13 protein-coding genes are annotated in these 18,887 nt (G+C 64.6%); 6 read left to right on the top strand and 7 right to left on the bottom strand.

Translation table 11 applies throughout. The annotated features are described in order from the left end of the window. Positions 1-45 precede the first annotated feature (45 nt). Both ASF09_RS06015 and ASF09_RS06010 read left to right on the top strand, forming a co-directional pair. Complete coding sequence (locus ASF09_RS06015) at positions 46-720, top strand: response regulator (RefSeq protein ID WP_060525368.1); 675 nt, start codon at positions 46-48, stop codon at positions 718-720. Further along, positions 717-2,063, top strand: coding sequence for a sensor histidine kinase (locus ASF09_RS06010; RefSeq protein WP_060525367.1), 1,347 nt, complete (start codon positions 717-719; stop codon positions 2,061-2,063). The genes ASF09_RS06015 and ASF09_RS06010 overlap by 4 nt, the downstream gene beginning before the upstream one ends. 176 nt (positions 2,064-2,239) lie before the next feature. Here the strand turns inward: ASF09_RS06010 and ASF09_RS06005 are convergent, their stop codons facing one another. The 4 genes from ASF09_RS06005 to ASF09_RS05990 form a co-directional block, all read right to left on the bottom strand. Continuing rightward, positions 2,240-4,438: a TonB-dependent receptor gene (locus tag ASF09_RS06005; protein WP_060525366.1), complete on the bottom strand. Its 2,199-nt coding sequence runs from the start codon at positions 4,436-4,438 to the stop codon at positions 2,240-2,242. Between the two features lie 100 nt (positions 4,439-4,538). Further along, complete coding sequence (locus ASF09_RS06000; protein WP_060525365.1) at positions 4,539-4,919, bottom strand: DUF2946 family protein; 381 nt, start codon at positions 4,917-4,919, stop codon at positions 4,539-4,541. A gap of 299 nt (positions 4,920-5,218) precedes the next feature. Continuing rightward, positions 5,219-6,463 carry a histidine-type phosphatase gene (locus ASF09_RS05995; RefSeq protein WP_060525364.1) on the bottom strand — a complete coding sequence of 415 codons (1,245 nt, stop codon included), beginning with the start codon at positions 6,461-6,463 and terminating at the stop codon, positions 5,219-5,221. A gap of 9 nt (positions 6,464-6,472) precedes the next feature. Then, entirely contained in the window at positions 6,473-9,055 is a 2,583-nt protein-coding gene (locus tag ASF09_RS05990; protein ID WP_060525363.1) for a TonB-dependent receptor, read from the bottom strand. A 234-nt stretch (positions 9,056-9,289) separates the two neighbouring features. Here ASF09_RS05990 and ASF09_RS05985 point away from each other — a divergent pair, with 234 nt between their 5' ends. Together ASF09_RS05985 and ASF09_RS05980 are read left to right on the top strand one after the other, a co-directional pair. Beyond that, a complete protein-coding gene (locus ASF09_RS05985; RefSeq protein WP_060525362.1) occupies positions 9,290-10,462 on the top strand; it encodes a methyl-accepting chemotaxis protein in 1,173 nt (390 codons plus the stop codon). Between the two features lie 108 nt (positions 10,463-10,570). Then, positions 10,571-10,951, top strand: a complete 381-nt coding sequence (locus tag ASF09_RS05980; RefSeq protein WP_235529678.1) for a hypothetical protein — start codon at positions 10,571-10,573, stop codon at positions 10,949-10,951. A gap of 151 nt (positions 10,952-11,102) precedes the next feature. Here the strand turns inward: ASF09_RS05980 and ASF09_RS05975 are convergent, their stop codons facing one another. Further along, positions 11,103-13,190 (bottom strand): catalase, encoded by a 2,088-nt coding sequence (locus tag ASF09_RS05975; protein ID WP_060525360.1) that lies wholly within the window; start codon positions 13,188-13,190, stop codon positions 11,103-11,105. 616 nt (positions 13,191-13,806) lie between these two features. Between ASF09_RS05975 and ASF09_RS05970 the strand changes: the two genes are divergently transcribed. Next, positions 13,807-14,535, top strand: coding sequence for a hypothetical protein (locus ASF09_RS05970; RefSeq protein WP_060525359.1), 729 nt, complete (start codon positions 13,807-13,809; stop codon positions 14,533-14,535). A 43-nt stretch (positions 14,536-14,578) separates the two neighbouring features. On the opposite strand, the gene ASF09_RS05965 is transcribed toward ASF09_RS05970, so the two are convergent. Together ASF09_RS05965 and ASF09_RS05960 are read right to left on the bottom strand one after the other, a co-directional pair. Further along, a complete protein-coding gene (locus tag ASF09_RS05965; protein ID WP_060525358.1) occupies positions 14,579-15,367 on the bottom strand; it encodes a DeoR/GlpR family DNA-binding transcription regulator in 789 nt (262 codons plus the stop codon). After that, positions 15,364-16,878, bottom strand: a complete 1,515-nt coding sequence (locus ASF09_RS05960; RefSeq protein ID WP_060525357.1) for a glycerol-3-phosphate dehydrogenase — start codon at positions 16,876-16,878, stop codon at positions 15,364-15,366. Before ASF09_RS05960 ends, ASF09_RS05965 begins: the two co-directional genes overlap by 4 nt. A 112-nt stretch (positions 16,879-16,990) precedes the next feature. On the opposite strand from ASF09_RS05960, the gene glpK reads away from it, so the two are divergent. After that, positions 16,991-18,475 carry a glycerol kinase GlpK gene (gene glpK, locus ASF09_RS05955; RefSeq protein ID WP_060525356.1) on the top strand — a complete coding sequence of 495 codons (1,485 nt, stop codon included), beginning with the start codon at positions 16,991-16,993 and terminating at the stop codon, positions 18,473-18,475. Positions 18,476-18,887 lie beyond the last annotated feature (412 nt).

Below are 18,887 nucleotides of genomic sequence, written 5' to 3'. Positions count from 1 at the left end.
TGCACCGAAACAGGCGCGACATGGGCACCGGACAGGGGGAGATCGATGCGGATATTGCTGATCGAGGACGACCGCGCGCTCGCCGATGCCCTGACCGCGGCGCTGGCTCCGCGCGGCCTTTCGGTCGATCTGGCCCGCAGCGCCGACGAAGCCGACGCCTATCTGCAACAAGCCGACTATGCCGCGATCCTGCTCGATCTTGGCCTGCCGGACGAGGATGGACTGGCGCTCCTCCACCGGATGCGCGCGCGGGGCGATACCCGCCCGGTGTTGATCCTCACCGCCCGCGGCACGATCGACGCACGAATCCGCGGTCTGAACGAAGGCGCCGACGACTATCTGGTCAAGCCGTTCGACGTCGACGAATTGCACGCCCGTCTGCTCGCAGTGCTGCGTCGCCAGGGTGGGTATCTGGGCCGGTCGCTGACGTGCGGACGGCTGACGTTCGATCTCGAAATCCGTGTCGCGCATGTCGAAGGCGCAACGATCGCGCTATCGGTGCGCGAGACCGAGTTGCTCGAACTGCTGCTGCGACGCGCAGGCAACGTCGTGCCCAAGCGGATCGCCGAGGATCATCTGTTCGGGCTTGGCGGAGACCTCGGCTCGAATGCGGTCGAGGTTTACGTCCACCGGCTACGGAAAAAGCTCGACGAGGCCGCGAGCGGCACGCTGATCGAGACGGTGCGCGGCGTCGGCTACATCATCGTCGCCAAGCCATGAGCCTGCGCCTGCCTCGATCGTTGCCCCGCTCGCTCCTGGGCCAGTTCATCGCGCTCCACGTCGTCACCGCGCTGGTGGCGACGATCGCCCTGTCGCTCGGTGTCGCGATGCTGCTCCACAGCACCGCCGACCATTACCAGCGGCGGCTGCTCCGCCAGCAGGCCGCGACTGTCGCGAGCGCGCTGCCCGCGTCGACCGCCCTGCGCAGCGATGCCTTGACCGACGGCATGGCGGTCGCGCTCATCGACCGCCATCGCACGGTCATCATGGCCAAGGGGCCCGCCCGTCCGCGGATCATCGCGGCGGTACCGATCGACCACGGCGCGCATTTCTTCCGCCGCGGCGCGATCGAGGCGTACAGCGTGCCGATCGCCGGGGGTCGCTGGATCGTCGCGTCTCAGGACGGCGCGGCGCCCGAGGTCATTACCGACGATATCGTCAGCGCCTTCCTCAAACGCTTTGCGCTCCTGGTGCTGCCGATCGCCGCGCTGGTGCCGTTGATCGGCGCACTGCTGACCCGACGCCTGACCCGACGCATGGAAGCGGTATCGGCCACCGCCGCGGCGATCGGTCCGCGAACCTTGGGGACGCGGTTGCCGCGGGGGACGCTGCCGTCCGAAGTCGAACCGCTCGCCGCCGCGACAAACGAGGCGCTCGATCGCCTCGAACACGGCTTCAAGGCACAGACCGCGTTCGCAGCGGACGTCGCGCACGAGCTTCGCACGCCGCTGGCGGTCATCAGGCTGCGGGCCGATGCGATCGACGACGATACGATCAGAGCCGGCATCCTCGGCTCGGTCGATCGGGCTGCGCGGGTCGTCGGCCAGCTTCTCGCGCTGGCCGATCTCGAGCGGCCGATCGAGGACAGCGGCGAACCGCTCGATCTGGCCGCGTTGGCCATCGCCGTCCTTACCGACCGCGCCCCCGCGATCATCGCCGGCGGCCGCAGCATCGCGCTCGACGATCGCTGGACGGGGAGTACGACCCGCATGTTCGGCTATCCCGGCGCGGTCACGCTCGCGCTCGAGAACCTCGTCGACAACGCCGCGCGCCACACGCCGGTTGGCACGACCATCACAGTGTGCGTCGGACCGGATCGGTGTCTGTACGTATCGGATGACGGCGACGGCGTGCCGCCCGAGCATCTCGAGCGGTTGAAGGACCGGTTTTGGCGCGCCGATGGCGCTCGCGCGGAAGGCTCCGGCATCGGCCTTTCGATCGTCGATAGGGTCGCACGCGCGCACCGCGGCGTATTCGAAATCTCGCCCGGACACTGCGGCAAAGGGCTGAGTTTCGCGATGATTTTCGATCGACCAGGCTTGCCGAAAGACGCCGACGGCTGACCGGTACGCGGTCAACGCGGCCGGTGTCGATCGTGCCGCCGTCGCCAGTTCATGACGTGCGACGTCGATAGTTTCGTTGCGGTGATGGTCGCTCGACGACCGGGGTTCGTCGAACCCCGGTCGTCGAGCGCTAGGTCGGCGACACGGTCCACGATGGAACCGTGTCGCCGCAGGTCTCAGAAGCTCTTGCGAATGCCTCCGAAGAATCCACGTCGCGCGCCATATTGCGGGGCACCGACCCCGACGCCCGATCCGTCGCGCAGCAGATAGGTCTTGTCGGCGATGTTGGTGACGTTGAAGCTGATCGCGACGCCCTTCAGCACGCCCGGCCCGTCGATGTTCTGCGTGATGCCGAAATCTGCCGTGAAATACGACGGCAGCTTGCCGCCATTGGGCACGATCCCGGCCGGGTCGTCCGCGCGCAGGCCGTCGCCGTAGAGCATCGTCACCGACGGGACGAGCTTGCCGAGGCCATCCTGGATCGACACGCTGCCACCCGCCGAGCCGGTCCAGCGCTGCGAATGGTCGGTGAAGATGTAGTGGTTGGCGATGTAGGCGATTTCGTCGGGCTGGAAGAAATACTGGCTGGAGACGATGTTCCTCCCCTTCTCCTGCCCGCGCGCGACGTTGGCATACAGGTCGAGCGGCCCCTTGGTGTAGCTCGCCGTGACCTCGGTCCCCCACGCATAGCCCTTGGCGTAGTTGAACGGCGACAGCACCAGCGACGGCCCGAACTGGCCCTCGTCGAGCAGGTTGCGCTTGATCTTGTAATAGGCGTCGACCCCGAGCTTGAACGCCGAGCCGAAGGTGTGCTGGACCCCGCCGTCGAAATAATGCTCCCGTTCGGCGCGCACCGGGTCCGCCGTCGTGATCGCGGTAGCCTTGGTCGTACCGGTAAACAGCGCCAGCGTCGGCGATGCGATCAGTTCCTGCGGCGGTGGCGTGAAGTTACGCGCATAACCGATATGGAACACGGTGCTGCTGTCCGCCTTCCACACCAGATTGGCGCGCGGGCTCAGTTGCTGCTCGTCGGAATAGGCGCGGACCGCGTCGAACCGCGCGCCATAGTTGAGCGTCAGCGTCGGGGTCAGTGACCATTCGTCCTGCAGATACACGCCGTAGAGCTGCCCGGTCCGGCCGCCGCGATCGTTGATCGTCAGCGGTACGTCCGACGTCTGGGCTCCGGAATCGTCGACCGTGAAGACCCGCGAAGTGACGTTCGATCGCGTTCGCTCGTTCTGGAAGAACAGGCCGAAGCGCAGGGTATGGCTGTCGGACAGCTTGTAGCTGCCGTCTGCCTGCACTCCCGCGGTCAGGCTCGACAAGCGCGACGTGTCGGCGACGCCCGCGAGGATCAGGTCGCCACCCTGCGGATCGGGCGTGAACCGGGTCTGCGAATAGCGGATGAACGGCGCGATCTGGAAATTGAACGCATCGCCGGCATATTGATAGGCCAACACGCCGTAATGCGTGATCTCGCGCTGGTTCTGGTCGAGCTTGGCGGAGTCGTACGTCGACTGGCCGTTGAGCGTATACGCCGGCGCCTGCCCCGGATTATTCGGGATCTGGAAATACCCGATCGACGTGCCGCCGAACGCGGTCAGCCGGCTCGTTTCGGACAGGATGTCGGACACATAGCCGAACCCGCGATACTGGCGCGTATGATCGTGGATTGCATCGCGCGAGGCGGTCGGGTTCTCGACGCCGAGATCGTTTTCAAGATAGCTGCCCGACGCGAAATAATTGAGCCCGCCGCTCGATCCGTGGACGCTGGCGGTCGGCTGGACCGTACCGCGGCTGCCGCCGTAGAAGCCGAGATCGCCGCCATTCTCGAACGCGCCGTTCTCGGTCTTCAGATCGATCACGCCCGACGTCCGATAGCCGTATTGCGCGGGCAGCGTGCCGGTCAGCAGGTCGATCGACTTGGCGATGTGCGGATCGAACGTCGATCCGAAGCCCGAGATGCTCTCCGGCACGATCACGCCGTTCAGCCGGTATTGGAGATTGGCGTGCTCGTTGCGGACGTGGATCGCGCCGTAGCTGTCGAGCGTCACGCCCGGCGCCTGGAGGAGGACCTGCGCCAGGCTACGATTGAGGCCGCCCGGCTGGCGCTCGAGAAGCGCGCGATCGAGCGTATAGTCGCTCGATCCCAGCGAGGGGAGGATCGCATCGCGCGCGGCATCGAGCCGCCGCGCGGTCACGACGATATCGCCGCCGGCAGCCGGAGCAGGAGTCGCAGCGGCAGGCGGGACCGGGGTATCGGCCTGTGGTGCGGCGGTCGTGTCGGCGGACGCGGTCTGTGCCGACACGCTGGCGGGAACGAGCAGGGCGAAAGGCGCAGCCGTGGCCACGCCCAGCAGAAGAAGATGTCGCATTTTTGAAGAGCTCCAAGAACTTAGAGCGACGGATCGCGCTTACGCGACGCCGACGCAGTACGGACCGGCGTTCGTCGACGCCGCACCCGCGAAAATAGTGTCAGGCTTGGAGGGGGAGCGGTGGCGCGCGGCTACGCCAGGCGTGCGAGCGCACGTTGCGGACGGATACCGATTGCAACAGCGCGGCGAGCCAGATCTTGCTGGTCGCGGGGGGAAGAAAAACAGTGTCTTCGGGCAGAAGGAAGGCGTCGGCGTGCGCCAACTCCCAGCACAACGGGCAATCCGACTCGTCCTGTTGCGTCGAGCCGTCATCGGCTGCACCGGCGACGGCTTCGGCCCCGGCGGCGTGGACGATCGGCGCCATGTTCCGGTGCACATGCGTATGCGCCTGGACGACGAGACCCTGGACGAGGATCGCGAACAGCGCCACGACGAGCATGGCGATGCGGAACGCGCGGGTGTTCGCCTGCCGAAGCAGCATACCCTCAGGCCGCTGCCCGCTCTCGCATCCGCCCGCCGTCACGGTCAGTGCTTACGTGTGATGTTGTAGTGTAACATTCAAGCGGCCCGTAGACGCCAATCCGCTGGTCCGCAAGCGCGCTCGCGGATCTGGAGTGTCGGGTCCGTAAACCGATGTTGCGTTGCGGCGCAAGATCTATGCGGCGGGATGGCGATTAGCTGGTCCAGCGGATCATCAATGGCGCCCGCCACTCTTCCTCCATGCCTGAACCGAAGGGGGAAGGGCCAACAGGATTTCGCGCCGTTCCGATCCCGCCCGCCTTACCTGACCTGCCCGACCAGCCGCTCGTTCATCAGCATCTCGAAGGCCGCCAGCGTACAGAGCCCGCGAACCCCGCGCGCTGAACAGCCGACGATCGGCATCACGCTGCGATACGGTTTCGCCGCACTACCCAAAGGCGTGAGGTTGCGAATTTGATCGAGCGTCTGCGAGCGATAGACCGCGCGGACGTAGAGCTTTCCCTGTTGATCGGCGAGCCGTTCGAGCACGATCGCGCCGCCCGGCGAAGGATCGTCCGTGGCCAGCCCCGGCACGCGCCAGTGCAGGTCGAGCAGACCACCCAGATTGGCGATGTTGGTGTCATGACCCGACAGCATCGTGATCGCCGGCGCATCCTTGCGCGGATCGCTGATCGCCTGGCGCATCAAGGCGCCGATCCCCGACAACCCCCGCGCCGCAACATATTGCGGTCTGGCGACCAGGCGGAATTCGACCGCATGCAGTTCCGACGCGCGGCCGATATCGGCGGCGGTGGCACGCCCCCAGCCGACCTCGCGCATCGGCTTGCCGTCCGCATATTCGAGCAACAGGATCTGCGCGACGGTCGATGCGCGGTCGAGCGCCCCGGCGAGCTTCGGCCGCGCGCCGGACTTGAGCGGCGCTAGCGTCGACGGCTCGCGGGTGACGCCGCACGCCGATTTCGCCGCGCCGCACAGGATCGCATCGATCCGCGACAACACGGGCCGCAGGCGACGCTCCTCCCCCACGATACCGGCGGGGCCGATGTCGTCGAGCACCGCGGCGCGCGCCTGCACCGCATCGAACGGCACCGCGCCTTCGTCGATCGGCGAGAACACGGGATCGCCGACATCTTGTGGGCGATGCGCGATATCGAGCGTGCATCCGGGCGCGAGCGCGGCGCCCCAAGTTTGGGCAGTCGCGATCGTCCGCTGATCGCTGTCGGCGATGATCCGCATCGTCCCGCATCCGGTCCGTGGCAGGACACCTTCGGCAAGGAAGGCGGCGCGATCGGCAGCCGCCAGCAGGCGGAGCGCATCGGCACCGTGCGGCGTCAGATAGCCCGGCTTGACCGTCCATTCGGGCCACGCCTCGGCCGCCGTGCCTGCGGGCATCGGCGGCGATTTGGTCGGCGGACGGACGCCGTGGCGCATCAGCATCACGACCCGGTCGACGTGCAGCCCGGCCGGCACCGCGGCCTGCGCGGAGGCAGCAGATCCAGTCGAGGCCAGCAGGATCGCCGCGGCGGCGGAAAGGATCGATCGCATGGCAGAATCCTAGAAGTGGAGTTGCGCGCCCCAGCGGACCGACATGTCGTAGCGCTCGCGCTCGACCAGTAGCGCCTTGCTGCCGATATAGCGACGCCACGGCGCATCGGTCAGGTTCGTCGCGCTGGCGAAGAAGGTGAGTTCCGGCGAGACTTGATAACTTGCGTTGACGTCGAGCTGGCCGTTATTGTCGGTATATTGGTCGAGCGCGGCGGTCTGCCCGAGCGTATCGAGATAGGCGGAGCGATAGGAATAGGCGGCGCGCACGGCGAACCCATATTTCTCGTAGAAGATTTGCGCGGTGCCGACGTGCTTCGATTGCTGGAACAGCGGGATATCGCCGGTCCGCGACGGCGTGCCGAGGATCGTGCCGTTGCCGTTGCCCCAGATCCGCGTGTAGTTCGCCGCCACGCCGAACCCGTCGAGCGGCGACGGCAGGAAGGTGAAGCGCGTCTGCAGATTGGCCTCGATACCGTAGACATTGGCCTTGTCGATGTTGAGCGGCGTCGAGATGGTCGCGTTGGTCAGCGCCTGCCCGGCGAAACTGCCGGTCTGGCCGAGCAGCGACTGCGCATAGATCGGATCATCGAGTTTCTTGTAGAAGCCGCCGAGCGAGATAAGCCCCTGCCCCGGCAGGTAATATTCGACCGCGCCGTCGAAATTGAGCGCCTTGTACGGCTTCAGGTTCGGATTGCCTTGCGCAACCGAGTTGGGCGACGTCGTCTGATCGACCGAGACATACGGCGCGAGCTGCGCATAGTTCGGCCGGCCGATTGCGGTCGTCACCGCGCCGCGTACGACCAGCGCGTCGGTCAGGTCGTAGCGCGCGTTGAGACCGGGAAACACATCGGTATATTGCTTCGATCCGAAGCTGTTATAGCCCGAGGTCAGCGACGAGGTGGCGGTGATCAGCTTGGCCTGGCTACGATCGCGGGTCTGTTCCACGCGGACGCCGGGCACGAGCGTCAGCTTGTCGAACTTCAGCGTCGCCATCGCGTAACCGGCGATGATCCGCTCCTTCACGTCGTAATCGTTCGCCAGGCTGTTGGCGATCGACCCCGCGGTGTTGAGCGTGACGGTGCCCGGATTGGCGGCGAGGTACGCTTGCGCGGCGGCGTAATCGATCCGCGGGCCGAAGCTGTAGTCGCTCCCGTAGAAGCTGGTGTCGCCGAGATACGAGACGTTGGCGAGCGTGAACGTCCGCCCGCTGGCAAGCCCATAGGTGACGTAGTCGCGGTTGTTGGTCTTGTGCCGGTCGAGATATTTCGCGCCGATCTTGACGACCGATTCGGACCCGATCCCCACTGGAATGGCATAGTCGATCCGGCCCTGCGCCAGTTTCTCGACGGCGAGGCGCTGGTCGTAGTTGACGCTGTTGAGCGCATAGGCGGACTGTGCCAGCGTCGTCGTCGGCACGAAATTGTAGGGCGTGTCGGCGACATCGTAATCGACCGTCAGCGCGGTGCCGCCGGTTCGGAAATTATATTCAGACCGGAGCGGGTCGCGCTTCTCCGCGCGTGCATAGCCCCCCGTCAGCGAGAGATGGCCGGGCCCCAAATCGAACTCGCCCCCGCCCTGCGCCGACTTGGTGTTATCCTTCTCCTCCCGCCGCCGGACGCGGACGCTGCCACGTCCGCGGAACCGGCCGGTGGTGGCGGTCTGGTTGGAGAAAGCGGACTCGTTGTCGATGATGAACTGGTCGCGGGTTTCGTTGTCGTCGAACGCCGAATACGTTCCGCGCAGGAAAAACTTGGTCGTGTCGCTCGGTCGCCAGTCGAGATTGAGCACCGCGCCCTTGCGCGTCCGCGTCAGGTTGTAATCGCGCAGACCGTATTGGTCGGGCACGACGAACCCGTTAGCCGCCACCGGCACGCGCCAGTTGGTCGAGCCCTGGAAGTTTTCGGATTCGATCGGCCGCTTCGAATAGTTGACCGACAGGACCGCGCCGAACTGGCGATCCGGGCCAAACAGCCCGCCGACCTGGATGTCGCCCTCATACGGATGCTTGCCGTTGAGCCGCGACCAGCCATAGCCCGCGCGGGCATCCGCGAAATACGGCTTGTTCCGATCGAACGCCGACAGCGTCCGGACATCGACCGACCCACCGATCGCGTTGGCATCCTGATCCGCGGTCAGCGACTTGGTGACGACCACCGCGCTGATGAGCGCCGAGGGAATGTCGTCGAGCTTGACCTGCCGACCCTCGGGCTCGGGCGCGGGCAAGGTCATGCCGTTCAACGTGACGTTGACGAGATCCGGGTTGATCCCGCGGACGATGACGTAACGCCCCTCGCCCTGATCGTTGGCGACCGACACGCCCGGCAGCCGGCGGACCGCTTCGGCGACGTTCTGATCGGGCAGCTTGCCGACATCGTTCGCGAAAACCGCCTCGACGAAATTGTTCGCGGTCCGCTTTTCCTCGATCGCCTTGCGTTCTCCGGCTCGGGTGCCGGTCACGACGATGTCGTCGGGGGCAGTGTCCTGCTTGGGGGCCGGGGGCGCGACCGGGGCAGTCTGCGCTTGGAGCGGTCCCGTCAGGATCGCGCACAGCGACGCGCTCGCTGCCAGCGCAGCTTTCGAAATCCCGTTCATCTGCAATCGTCCCCGGCCCAATTGGGGATCGCCTACCGGTCACCTGCGACAGTTCCGCGACGATATCGTGACAGACCCAAGTCACCCAGTGGGGCTGCCCGTCGATGATCTCCGACGGTTAGCTTGCGGCGCAACGACGAGAAACCGCCCGTTCCCAAAAAGGCTCTATTTGTGTGTTGGTTAACACCATTTTGACTGTATCGTGCGACGCAGGCGCCGCGAAACTAGGCCGAGATGACGATCACCAAGACTTCAAATTTCAATGAGGACGACGTTCGGGACCTCCGTCTGGCCTTCGATCCGGACGGAACCCTCGAAAGCGATCTGCGTGAAATCTGGACGGTCATCAAGGACGGCGTCGATGAGGACGTGCGCCGGTTCTGGCGGCCGTTCGCCGGTGACGCCACGCCGTATCATCTGCAGCAGGTCCGGATCGACGACCTCGTTCGTCGCGACATCGACTACACCGAACTCAAATTCACCGGCGGCCTGAACCAGAAGCTGATCGGCAAGATGGTACGCCGTGGTCGGGCGAGCAGCATGGACCGGGCGACGGAGATCGCCTTCTCCGCCGGTCTGCTTCGCAGCTATCACGCGCGTCATGCCCGTCTGTCGGCGGCGCTGACGGGCGAGCCGGCGACGCTGACCCGGCTGACGCATTCGCTCTATACACTCTATGCGCTCGAGACCTCGGTCCTGTTGAATGGCGCCTCGCTGCAAAGGGCCGACCAGGAGCTCGCCGACAGCGCCGAACATCGCAGCAAGCTGGAGGCGATCGACCGGTCGCAATGCTGGCTCGAGATGACGATCGACGGGACGATCGTGACCGCGAACCGCAACCTCCTGACGCTCATGGGCTACACCATGACCGAACTGGCGGGGCGTCATCACAGCATGTTATGCTCGCCGGAAGACCGAGCGTCCCAGGATTATGTGGATTTGTGGGCCAACCTCCGTGCTGGACGGTTCGTCCAACGCGAATATCGCCGACGGACCAAAGGCGGCGCCGACGTCCATTTGCAGGCAACCTACAATCCGATCTTCGATCAGCACGGTAGCGTGGTGAAGATCGTCAAATGGGCGACCGACGTGACTGCGATGCGTCAAGCGGAGCAGACAGAATCGGCACGCGCGCAACAATTCCGTCAGGAGGCGGAAACGCGCCGCAAGGCTCACGAAGACACCTTGTCGAAGTTGGCGGAGATCGTCGACGACATTGGTGCGGTCACGCGGCAGACGTCGATGCTCGCGCTCAACGCCTCGATCGAGGCCGCGCGTGCCGGCGAACGCGGCAAGAGCTTTGCGGTGGTGGCAAACGAAGTAAAAATGCTCTCGGGCCGGATCAAGGACGCGACGTCGACGGCGGCAAATGTTCTTACCTACGGTCAGCAATCGATCAGGCTCTGATCACATAAAAATCCGCCGATGTTGATCAAGGTTGCTGTGATTACACGGACATATTCGCGGATCCGCTTCGTTTTCAATATGCCAAATCATGGCTGCGGAGAGCGAAACATGGCTGTTAAATTTGCAGGAACGATGAACGCGATCAATCGCGGACTCGACGCCACCAAGCCGACCAAGGGTGCCGACATGGTGGAGGACTGGGAGTCCGCGCTCGCCGAGATCGACACGCCAGGCGCCAAGGGAATCTTGCGGGACCTTGCCGCGCTGCGCAAGCAGCTTGAGAAGGGCGAGCCCGATGCGGATCGCATCCACGCACTGCTGCACCGTCTCGGTACGGCGACGACCAAGATCGCCGACAAGGCCGACAAGTCGCAGGACAAGCTGAAGGCGCTCGGCGAGGCGCTGACCGAAGCCGGCGAGGATTCGCCCGACGAAGCCGAGGACGTCGAAGCCGCCGCGAGCCCCAAGCGCGCGCGCAAAAAGAGCTGACTTACTACTGGGCCGGTCCGCCGGCCCGGTATTATCGACGACGTTGAAAAAACCACGCCCGGCCAAGCCGAGCGTGGTTTTTTACTGTCTGCCGAATGCCGAAATCGCGGCGCCGATTCGATCCGAGAGATCGAAACGGCGCCAATAACGATTACGCCAGCGTACGAACGTTGGGCTCGCGATCCCAGTAACGCTTCTTGGCTGCGTCGACGAACGCAGCCAGATCGACGACGCCATCGTCCGCCTCGACCCCGGCCTTGTCGAGCAACGGCTTGGCTGCGGCGTTGTGCCCGATCGCCTTGAGATGCCCGAAGGCATCCATGACCCACTGTACCGCCGCGCCTTCCTTAACGAGCTTTGCACAGGCGTCCTTGCTCAGGATTACCGCGCACGCGTCGACCGTCACCGACGGCTGACCGAACAGCTGCGCATCCGCCGCGATCGACGATCCGTCCGACAGCGGGACATTGCCGACCTTGGGCGCGATCGTCTTTGCCTGACCACCGGCCTTCTTGATCGCATCCTTCAGCGTGTTCAGTTCGCCGGCGTCGGTGCCATCGGCGATCAGGATGCCGACCGTGCGACCTTCCAGCGTATGCTTCTCCAGCGGGCCACGAATGATCCGCAGTGCAGGCGACAGGTCCATGTCGAGAACCGGTGCCGCAGTCGGTGATGCCTCGGGCAGGTCCATGGCGAGGCCGGCAGCAACGCGCTTGGCCAGATCCTCGTCGACGTTGCGCAGGTTCGCCATCATCTGGATGCGGATGTGATCGAGCGAAACCTTCGACAGCTCGAACACGATCGCCGATGCGATGTGCGCCTGCTCGGCCGGGTCCATCGAGCGGAAGAACAGCCGCGCCTGGCTGTAATGGTCCGCAAAACTCTCCGGACGGATCCGCAGCTTCTGACCTTCTTCGTCCGACGGGAAGGTCTTGTAGCCCTTGTCCGGATCCTCACGCGCGCCGGCTTCCTCACCTGCCTTGGCGAGGCTGTTCGGCTCGTAATTGGCGCGGCCCTTGGGCACGGCCATCTGCATGTGACCGTCACGCTGCTGATTGTTGAACGGGCTGCCAGCCGCGGCGGCACGACCCTTGGCGGCGTTGATCGGCAACTGGTGGAAGTTGACCGACCCGAGCCGCGACAGCTGCGTGTCGGTGTAGCTGAACAACCGCCCCTGCAGCAGCGGATCGTTCGAGAAGCCGATCCCGGGGACGACATGGCTCGGCACGAACGCGGCCTGCTCGGTCTCGGCAAAGAAATTGTCGGGATACCGGTCGAGCACCATCCGACCGACGATCTTCACCGGCAGGATTTCTTCCGGAATGATCTTGGTGGAATCGAGCACGTCGTATGGCTGGCTGTTGGCGAACTCCTCGTCGAACAGCTGGAGGCCCAGCTCCCACTCGGGATAATCGCCGCGGTCGATCCGCTCGAACAGGTCGCGACGCTGGAAGTCGGGATCGGCACCGGCGATCTTGACGGTCTCGTCCCAGATGGTCGAGGCGAGACCTGCCTTGGGCTTCCAGTGGAACTTGACGAAGGTCGATTTGCCGTCCTTGTTGATCATCCGGAACGTGTGGACGCCGAAGCCTTCCATGTTCGCGAAGGTCCGCGGCAAAGTGCGGTCCGACATCGCCCACATGATCATGTGGGTCGCTTCGGGCATCAGGCTGATGAAGTCCCAGAACGTGTCGTGCGCGGTCGCCGCCTGCGGATAGCCGCGGTCGGACTCCATCTTCGCGGCGTGGATCAGGTCGGGGAACTTGATCGCGTCCTGAATGAAGAACACCGGGATGTTGTTGCCGACGAGGTCCCAATTGCCCTCGCGCGTGTAGAATTTGACAGCGAAGCCGCGCACGTCGCGCGGTGTGTCGACCGAGCCAGCGCCGCCGGCGACGGTGGAGAAGCGCGTGAACACTTCGGTCCGCTGGCCCTTCTTCTGGAAGAGGTCGGCGACGGTGATGTCAGACAGGCTTTCGGTACATTCGAAATAGCCATGCGCCGCGCTGCCGCGCGCGTGGACGATCCGCTCGGGAATGCGCTCATGGTCGAAGTGATTGATTTTCTCGCGATAGGCCTCGTCCTCGAGCAAAACAGGACCGCGGGCACCGGCCTTCAACTGGTTCTGGTTGTCGGAAATCGGGGTGCCGTGGTTGGTCGTCAGTACCGGATGATCGGCATCGGTGACCTGATGGGTCTCGCCGCCGTTCCCTGCGTTGAGATCTGAAAAGTCGGTCATGGGAATCCTCGTGTCATGCCGACGGGGAACGGTTCGGAGACGATAAAGGTTGCGCGTCCGCGCTACGCGACAGCGGTTAAAAAGCTGCAATTTCAACATCGATCAGCCCAGCGTTCAAATCGCCGCTGCCGACGCTCATGACGAAAAACGCCTGATACGAGGCATCGACCATATAAAACTGCAGAAAGATGGCTTATTCAGCGGCTCCGCCAGTCTGGCGAGATCGAACATTGATCTTGCTCAGTGTCCTTATCTTTCCCGTATCTCCATCGAAAGGTTTGAATTTATGTTTGTTTAGATCCGAACTGGTTCTATAAGATTTTTCTGCGTCACTTATCGTTCGGGCGATCGATCGATATACCTTGATAAAAGCACGTTTCAGCTGGTAGCGGCCTTCGGGTAGATATGCGGAAAATCTCAGGAGGAGATCACGCCTATCTATTTGGGAGAGTGCTTTGACCGGACTATCAATGGAGGCCGGTGTCGCCGCGTTCACTGCGATCGATTCGCACGCGGGAGTGAGAAAAAAATGTTCGGCGCGGGCAAGACTATCCGGGTCAGGCAATCGCGACTGGAATATTATACGAAGTTGGCTTCATGACTCGGCGTCGAGGTCGTGAGCGGCAGTCGGCTTTCGTCGATCTGGCTGATCGGCGTCGCGATACCGGCGGGTCTGCTGTTGGCGCCGTCGATCAAGGCCGATCCACAGGTCGAGAGCCGATCAGGGCCGATCCTGACGCTGGACGGGCATCGCTTCCGCGATCTGGACCGCAATGGCAGGCTTGATGCGTATGAGGATTGGCGGCTTTCACCAGAGCGACGGACGGACGATTTGCTCGGTCGCATGACCCTGACGGAAAAGGCGGGGACGATGCTGCACGTGGCGCTGCCGACGGTCGAGACCGCTGCAGGCCCAGGGGTCGGCCGAACCTTCGAGCGCTATGACCTGGCGCGCGTCACCACGATGGTGCGACTGCATGGCATCACCAGCTTCGGTAGCCGGACCGCTCTTTCCCCGCGACGCTTTGCCGAGCAGAACGCTGCGCTCCAGGCGATCGGCGAGACATCGCGGCTCGGGATACCGATCACCATCACCACCGATCCGGACAAGGAAATGCGCGCGCCCCCTCGCGTTAAAACGAACGGTCGTGGCCGGATCGACGATGGCGAAACGCCGGCACCGATCATCGCCGCAGGACTCGCCGGACGCGTTGCGCAGGCACGGATCGATGCGTCGGTCCGGCCGATCATGATCGCCAAGTTTGTCAGCGGGCTTTTCGAAAACCCCTACGCCACTCCGGTCGTTGCGCCGGCAACCCGCTGCCGTTCGAACTGCGGTATGTGATGGCGGTAGTGCCGCAACGTCCAACAGTTCGCCGAGGTTCGGATCAGTCGCCGGGCGCGGCCTCCACAACCTCGGCATTCGCCGATCGGCAGGCCGCCAGGATCGCGGGATCGCCGAGACGGTCAGTCACGAAATAATCGATCGCATCGAGGTCGGTGATCCGGATCGGAGCAGGCCGATGGAACTTGGAGCGATCGGCGACGAGGATCACTTTCCGCGCCTGCGCGATGATCGTCTGCGACACGCGCACCTCGTCGACATCGAAATCGAGCAGCGTACCGTCGCGATCGATTCCGGACGCACCGACGATCGCGAAATCGGTCTTGAAGCCACGAATGAAATCCATTGCCAGCGTGCCGACGACCGCGCGATCGGCGGCACGGACGCGGCCGCCCGCGATCAGGATCTCGATCGACGGCGAGCCGCGCAGGATATCGACGACGTTGAGGTTGTTGGTGATCACCAACAGGTTGCGATGACTGGTCAGCGCCCGAGCAACCGCCTCGGTGGTCGTGCCGATGTTAATGAACAGGCTGGCGCCGTCGGGGATAAGCCGCGCCGCGGCAACGCCGATCGCGACCTTCGCCCCCGACGCTACCGCTCGCCGCGCGCCGTGATCGAGATTGTCGACTCCCGACGTCGTCACCGCACCGCCATGCACGCGCGACACCATCGCCGTTTTCGACAGTTGGTTAAGATCCTTGCGGATCGTCTGCGAAGAGACGCCGAACTCAGCCGCCAGCGCTTCGACGGTGACGCTGCCGGTCTGGCGCGCGAGTTCGAGGATCCGACGGTGGCGGAGCACGGCGTGTTCGAGCGGCACCGGGGTCATGCTCGGGTCGACGGTCGGGCTTCGAGATAGGCGGTCAGTCGGTCGGCGGTCCCCGACGGGACGTGCAGTCCGAGCTTGCTGCGTCGGTACAGGATGTCGTCGCTCGTTTGCGCCCATTCGCGCGCGATCAGATAGTCGACCTCGCGCTCGGTCAATCCGCCGCCAAAATCCTCGCCGAGCGCCGCGATATCGACGGCATCGCCGAGCAACACATCGACGTCGGTACCATAGGCACGCGCCAGTCGCCGAAGCAGCTTGGAAGGCAGTCCGGCCCGCGCAGCCGTCAGCCTGCCAAGGAACCGATCGAAATCCGCCTCCGGCATATCACCGCCCGGCAGCGCGACGCCGGCAGTCCAGGCCGGGCCGATCGCAGGCATGACGTTCGCCAGTTCGGCCATCGCGTGTTCGGCGAGCTTGCGATAGGTGGTGATCTTGCCGCCGAAGATACTGAGCATCGGCGCCTTGCCTTCGCCTGCGGCCAGATCAAGCACGTAATCGCGTGTCACCGCGGAGGCGTTGCCGGCATGATCGTCATGCAAAGGACGGATCCCGGCATAGCTCCACGCGACATCGTCCGGAGTCAGCTTGCGCGTGAAATAGCGGTTTACCGTCGCGATGAGGTACGCCGTTTCCGCGTCGCTGATGACCGGCGTGCCGGGCGCAGCGTCCCATGGCTGGTCGGTCGTGCCGATCAGCGTGAACTTGCCCTCATAGGGGATCGCGAAGACGATCCGGCGGTCTTCGTTCTGCAGCATGAACGCATGTGCGCCCTCGTAAAGTTGCGGCACGACGATATGGCTGCCCTTGACGAGCCGCACCTTGCTCTCGCTGCGGATACCCTCCGCGCGACCGATCACGTCGCTGACCCAAGGGCCCGCGGCATTCACCAGCGCTTTTGCGCGTATCCGATGCTCGCCCCCCGCATCGACGATCGTTGCCGTCCATTGACCACCTTCCCGACGCGCTTCGACGAGCCGGGTGCGCGTGCGAATCTCCGCTCCGCGATCGGCGGCATCGCGCGCGTTCAACACGACGAGACGGCTATCCTCGACCCAGCAGTCCGAATAGACGAACGCTCTGCCCTGTCGGTCGGCAAGCCCGTTGCCAACCGGCGATCGGTCGAGCGCGATCGTTTCGGTTCCTGGCAGCCGCTTCCGTCCGCCGAGATGGTCATAGAGAAACAGGCCGAGCCGCACCATCCAGGCGGGACGTGGCGATTGCGTCTGCGGAAGGACGAAGCGCAGCGGCCAGATGATATGCGGCGCCATGCCCCAGAGCCGTTCGCGCTCGATCAGCGATTCCCGCACCAGCCTGAACTCGCCATATTCGAGATAGCGCAGCCCGCCATGGATGAGCTTGGTCGAGGCGGACGAGGTGTGGCTCGCGAGATCGTCCTGCTCCACCAACAGCACGCGCAGCCCGCGCCCCGCCGCATCGCGCGCGATCCCCGCGCCGTTGATGCCACCACCGACGATCAGCAGGTCGTAGGCCGGAGACGATGATGCACGCACGGGATAGCCTTCTGCTTTCGGTTGCGCTCGCTTTAGCGAAGTTCGAAGCCAAACGAAAGGATTGACCGTCGTTTCAAACCGGCACAAGTCACGCGCAAGCGGAGAGGATCACATGACCGGCAAGCACATCCTCGCGATCGACCAGGGGACCACGTCGACGCGGAGCATCGTCTTCGATTCCAAAGCCAAGCGTGTCGCGGCGGCGCAGGTCGAGTTCGCGCAGCATTATCCTGCGCCGGGATGGGTGGAGCATGACCCCGAAGACATCTGGCGCGATGTCCTGTCGACGGCGCGCGAGGCGATCGCCACGAGCGGCGTCGCCGCACGCGACATCGCTGCGATCGGTATCACCAATCAACGCGAGACGACGGTCGTCTGGGATCGCGCGACGGGTACCCCGATCCATCCCGCGATCGTGTGGCAGGATCGCCGGACTGCGACCCGCTGCGCCGAACTGCGCGCGGCGGGCGCCGAGGACGAAGTTCGCGAGCGCACCGGATTGCTGCTCGATCCCTATTTCTCGGGAACCAAGGTCGCGTGGATACTCGATCACGTCGCGGGCGCCCGCGATCGTGCCGAGCGCGGCCTGCTCGCATTCGGGACGATCGACAGCTTCCTGTTGTGGCGGCTGACCGGTGGCACCGTCCACGCGACCGACGTCACCAACGCGTCGCGCACGTTGCTCTGGAACATCCGCGAAGACTGCTGGGACAGCGCGATGTGCGACCTGCTCGGCGTGCCGATCGCGATGCTGCCCGAGGTCCACGACAACGCCCATCACTACGGCGTGACCGCCCCCGGCCTGTTCGATGCGCAGATCCCCGTCGCGGGCATCGCCGGCGATCAGCAGGCGGCGCTGTTCGGCCAGGCCTGCTTCGCGCGCGGCATGACCAAGTCGACCTATGGCACGGGCTGCTTCATGCTGCTCAACACCGGAGCCGAGGCAATCCGCTCGAAACATCGGCTGCTGACGACGCCCGCCTACCGGCTGGCGGGAAAAACCACCTTTGCGCTGGAGGGATCGATCTTCGTGGCGGGCGCGGCGGTGAAGTGGCTGCGCGACGGGATCGGGGTCATCACGCATGCGCGCGACACCGACGACATGGCGACGCAGGTGCCCGACAATCACGGCGTCTACATGGTGCCCGCGTTCGTCGGGCTGGGCGCGCCGCACTGGGATGCCGACGCACGCGCCGCGATCTTCGGGCTGACGCTGGGCGCGACGCAGGCGCATCTCGCACGCGCGGCACTGGAGGCGGTCGGCTATCAGACGCTTGACCTTGTGGCGGCGATGATCGCGGACGGCGGCGGAAGGCCCGCCAGCGTGCGCGTCGATGGCGGCATGGCAGCCAACGACTGGCTTTGCGGCTTCCTAGCCGACCTTCTCGAAGTTCCGATCGAACGCCCGGAGGATTTGGAGACGACCGCACGGGGAGCGGCCTTTCACGCGGGGCTCGCGACCGGTGTGTGGTCGGGTCTCGACGAGCTGGAAACGCTCTGGTCGCGCGACCGCTCTTTCGAACCTGCCATGCCAGACGATCGACGCAATACGCTGGTCGCCGGTTGGCACGATGCGCTGCAAAGGACGCTCAGGTAGCGGCAATCCGACACGCTGGAATTCTGGAAGCCGGGAAACCGTCTGTCGTGTGCCCTGCTTAACGCGGTGGCGGCATCCGGACATGGATGTCGGCCGCGGACGGTACGAACCGCTTTACTGGTGTCGAGACGCGACGCCATCCGCGCTGAACGACAAGCAACGCGACGGCGGCTCCCAAAGCGCCGATACAGAGTTCAACCATACGACCGGAACGGGCGCCGTGGTCGTCGGCATGCCACAACCCCTCCCACTCTTCGTCCGACCGAATTTTCCTGGGGGCGTGATTATGTCGCGTATCGTACCGGGCATTGAAGTCGGTGTGGCCCGTCATATCAGGCTGCTTCCACTAAGTGTGTCGCCACAGGCAAGGCTTAAGTTCGCCGGACGCGAGGTCGTTTGTCATCGTTCGAGA

The organism is Sphingomonas sp. Leaf242, from assembly GCF_001422045.1.
Lineage (GTDB): Bacteria > Pseudomonadota > Alphaproteobacteria > Sphingomonadales > Sphingomonadaceae > Sphingomonas.
Note: the sequence above shows the minus strand (reverse complement) of the source record. Positions and strands in the feature narration are given on the sequence as shown.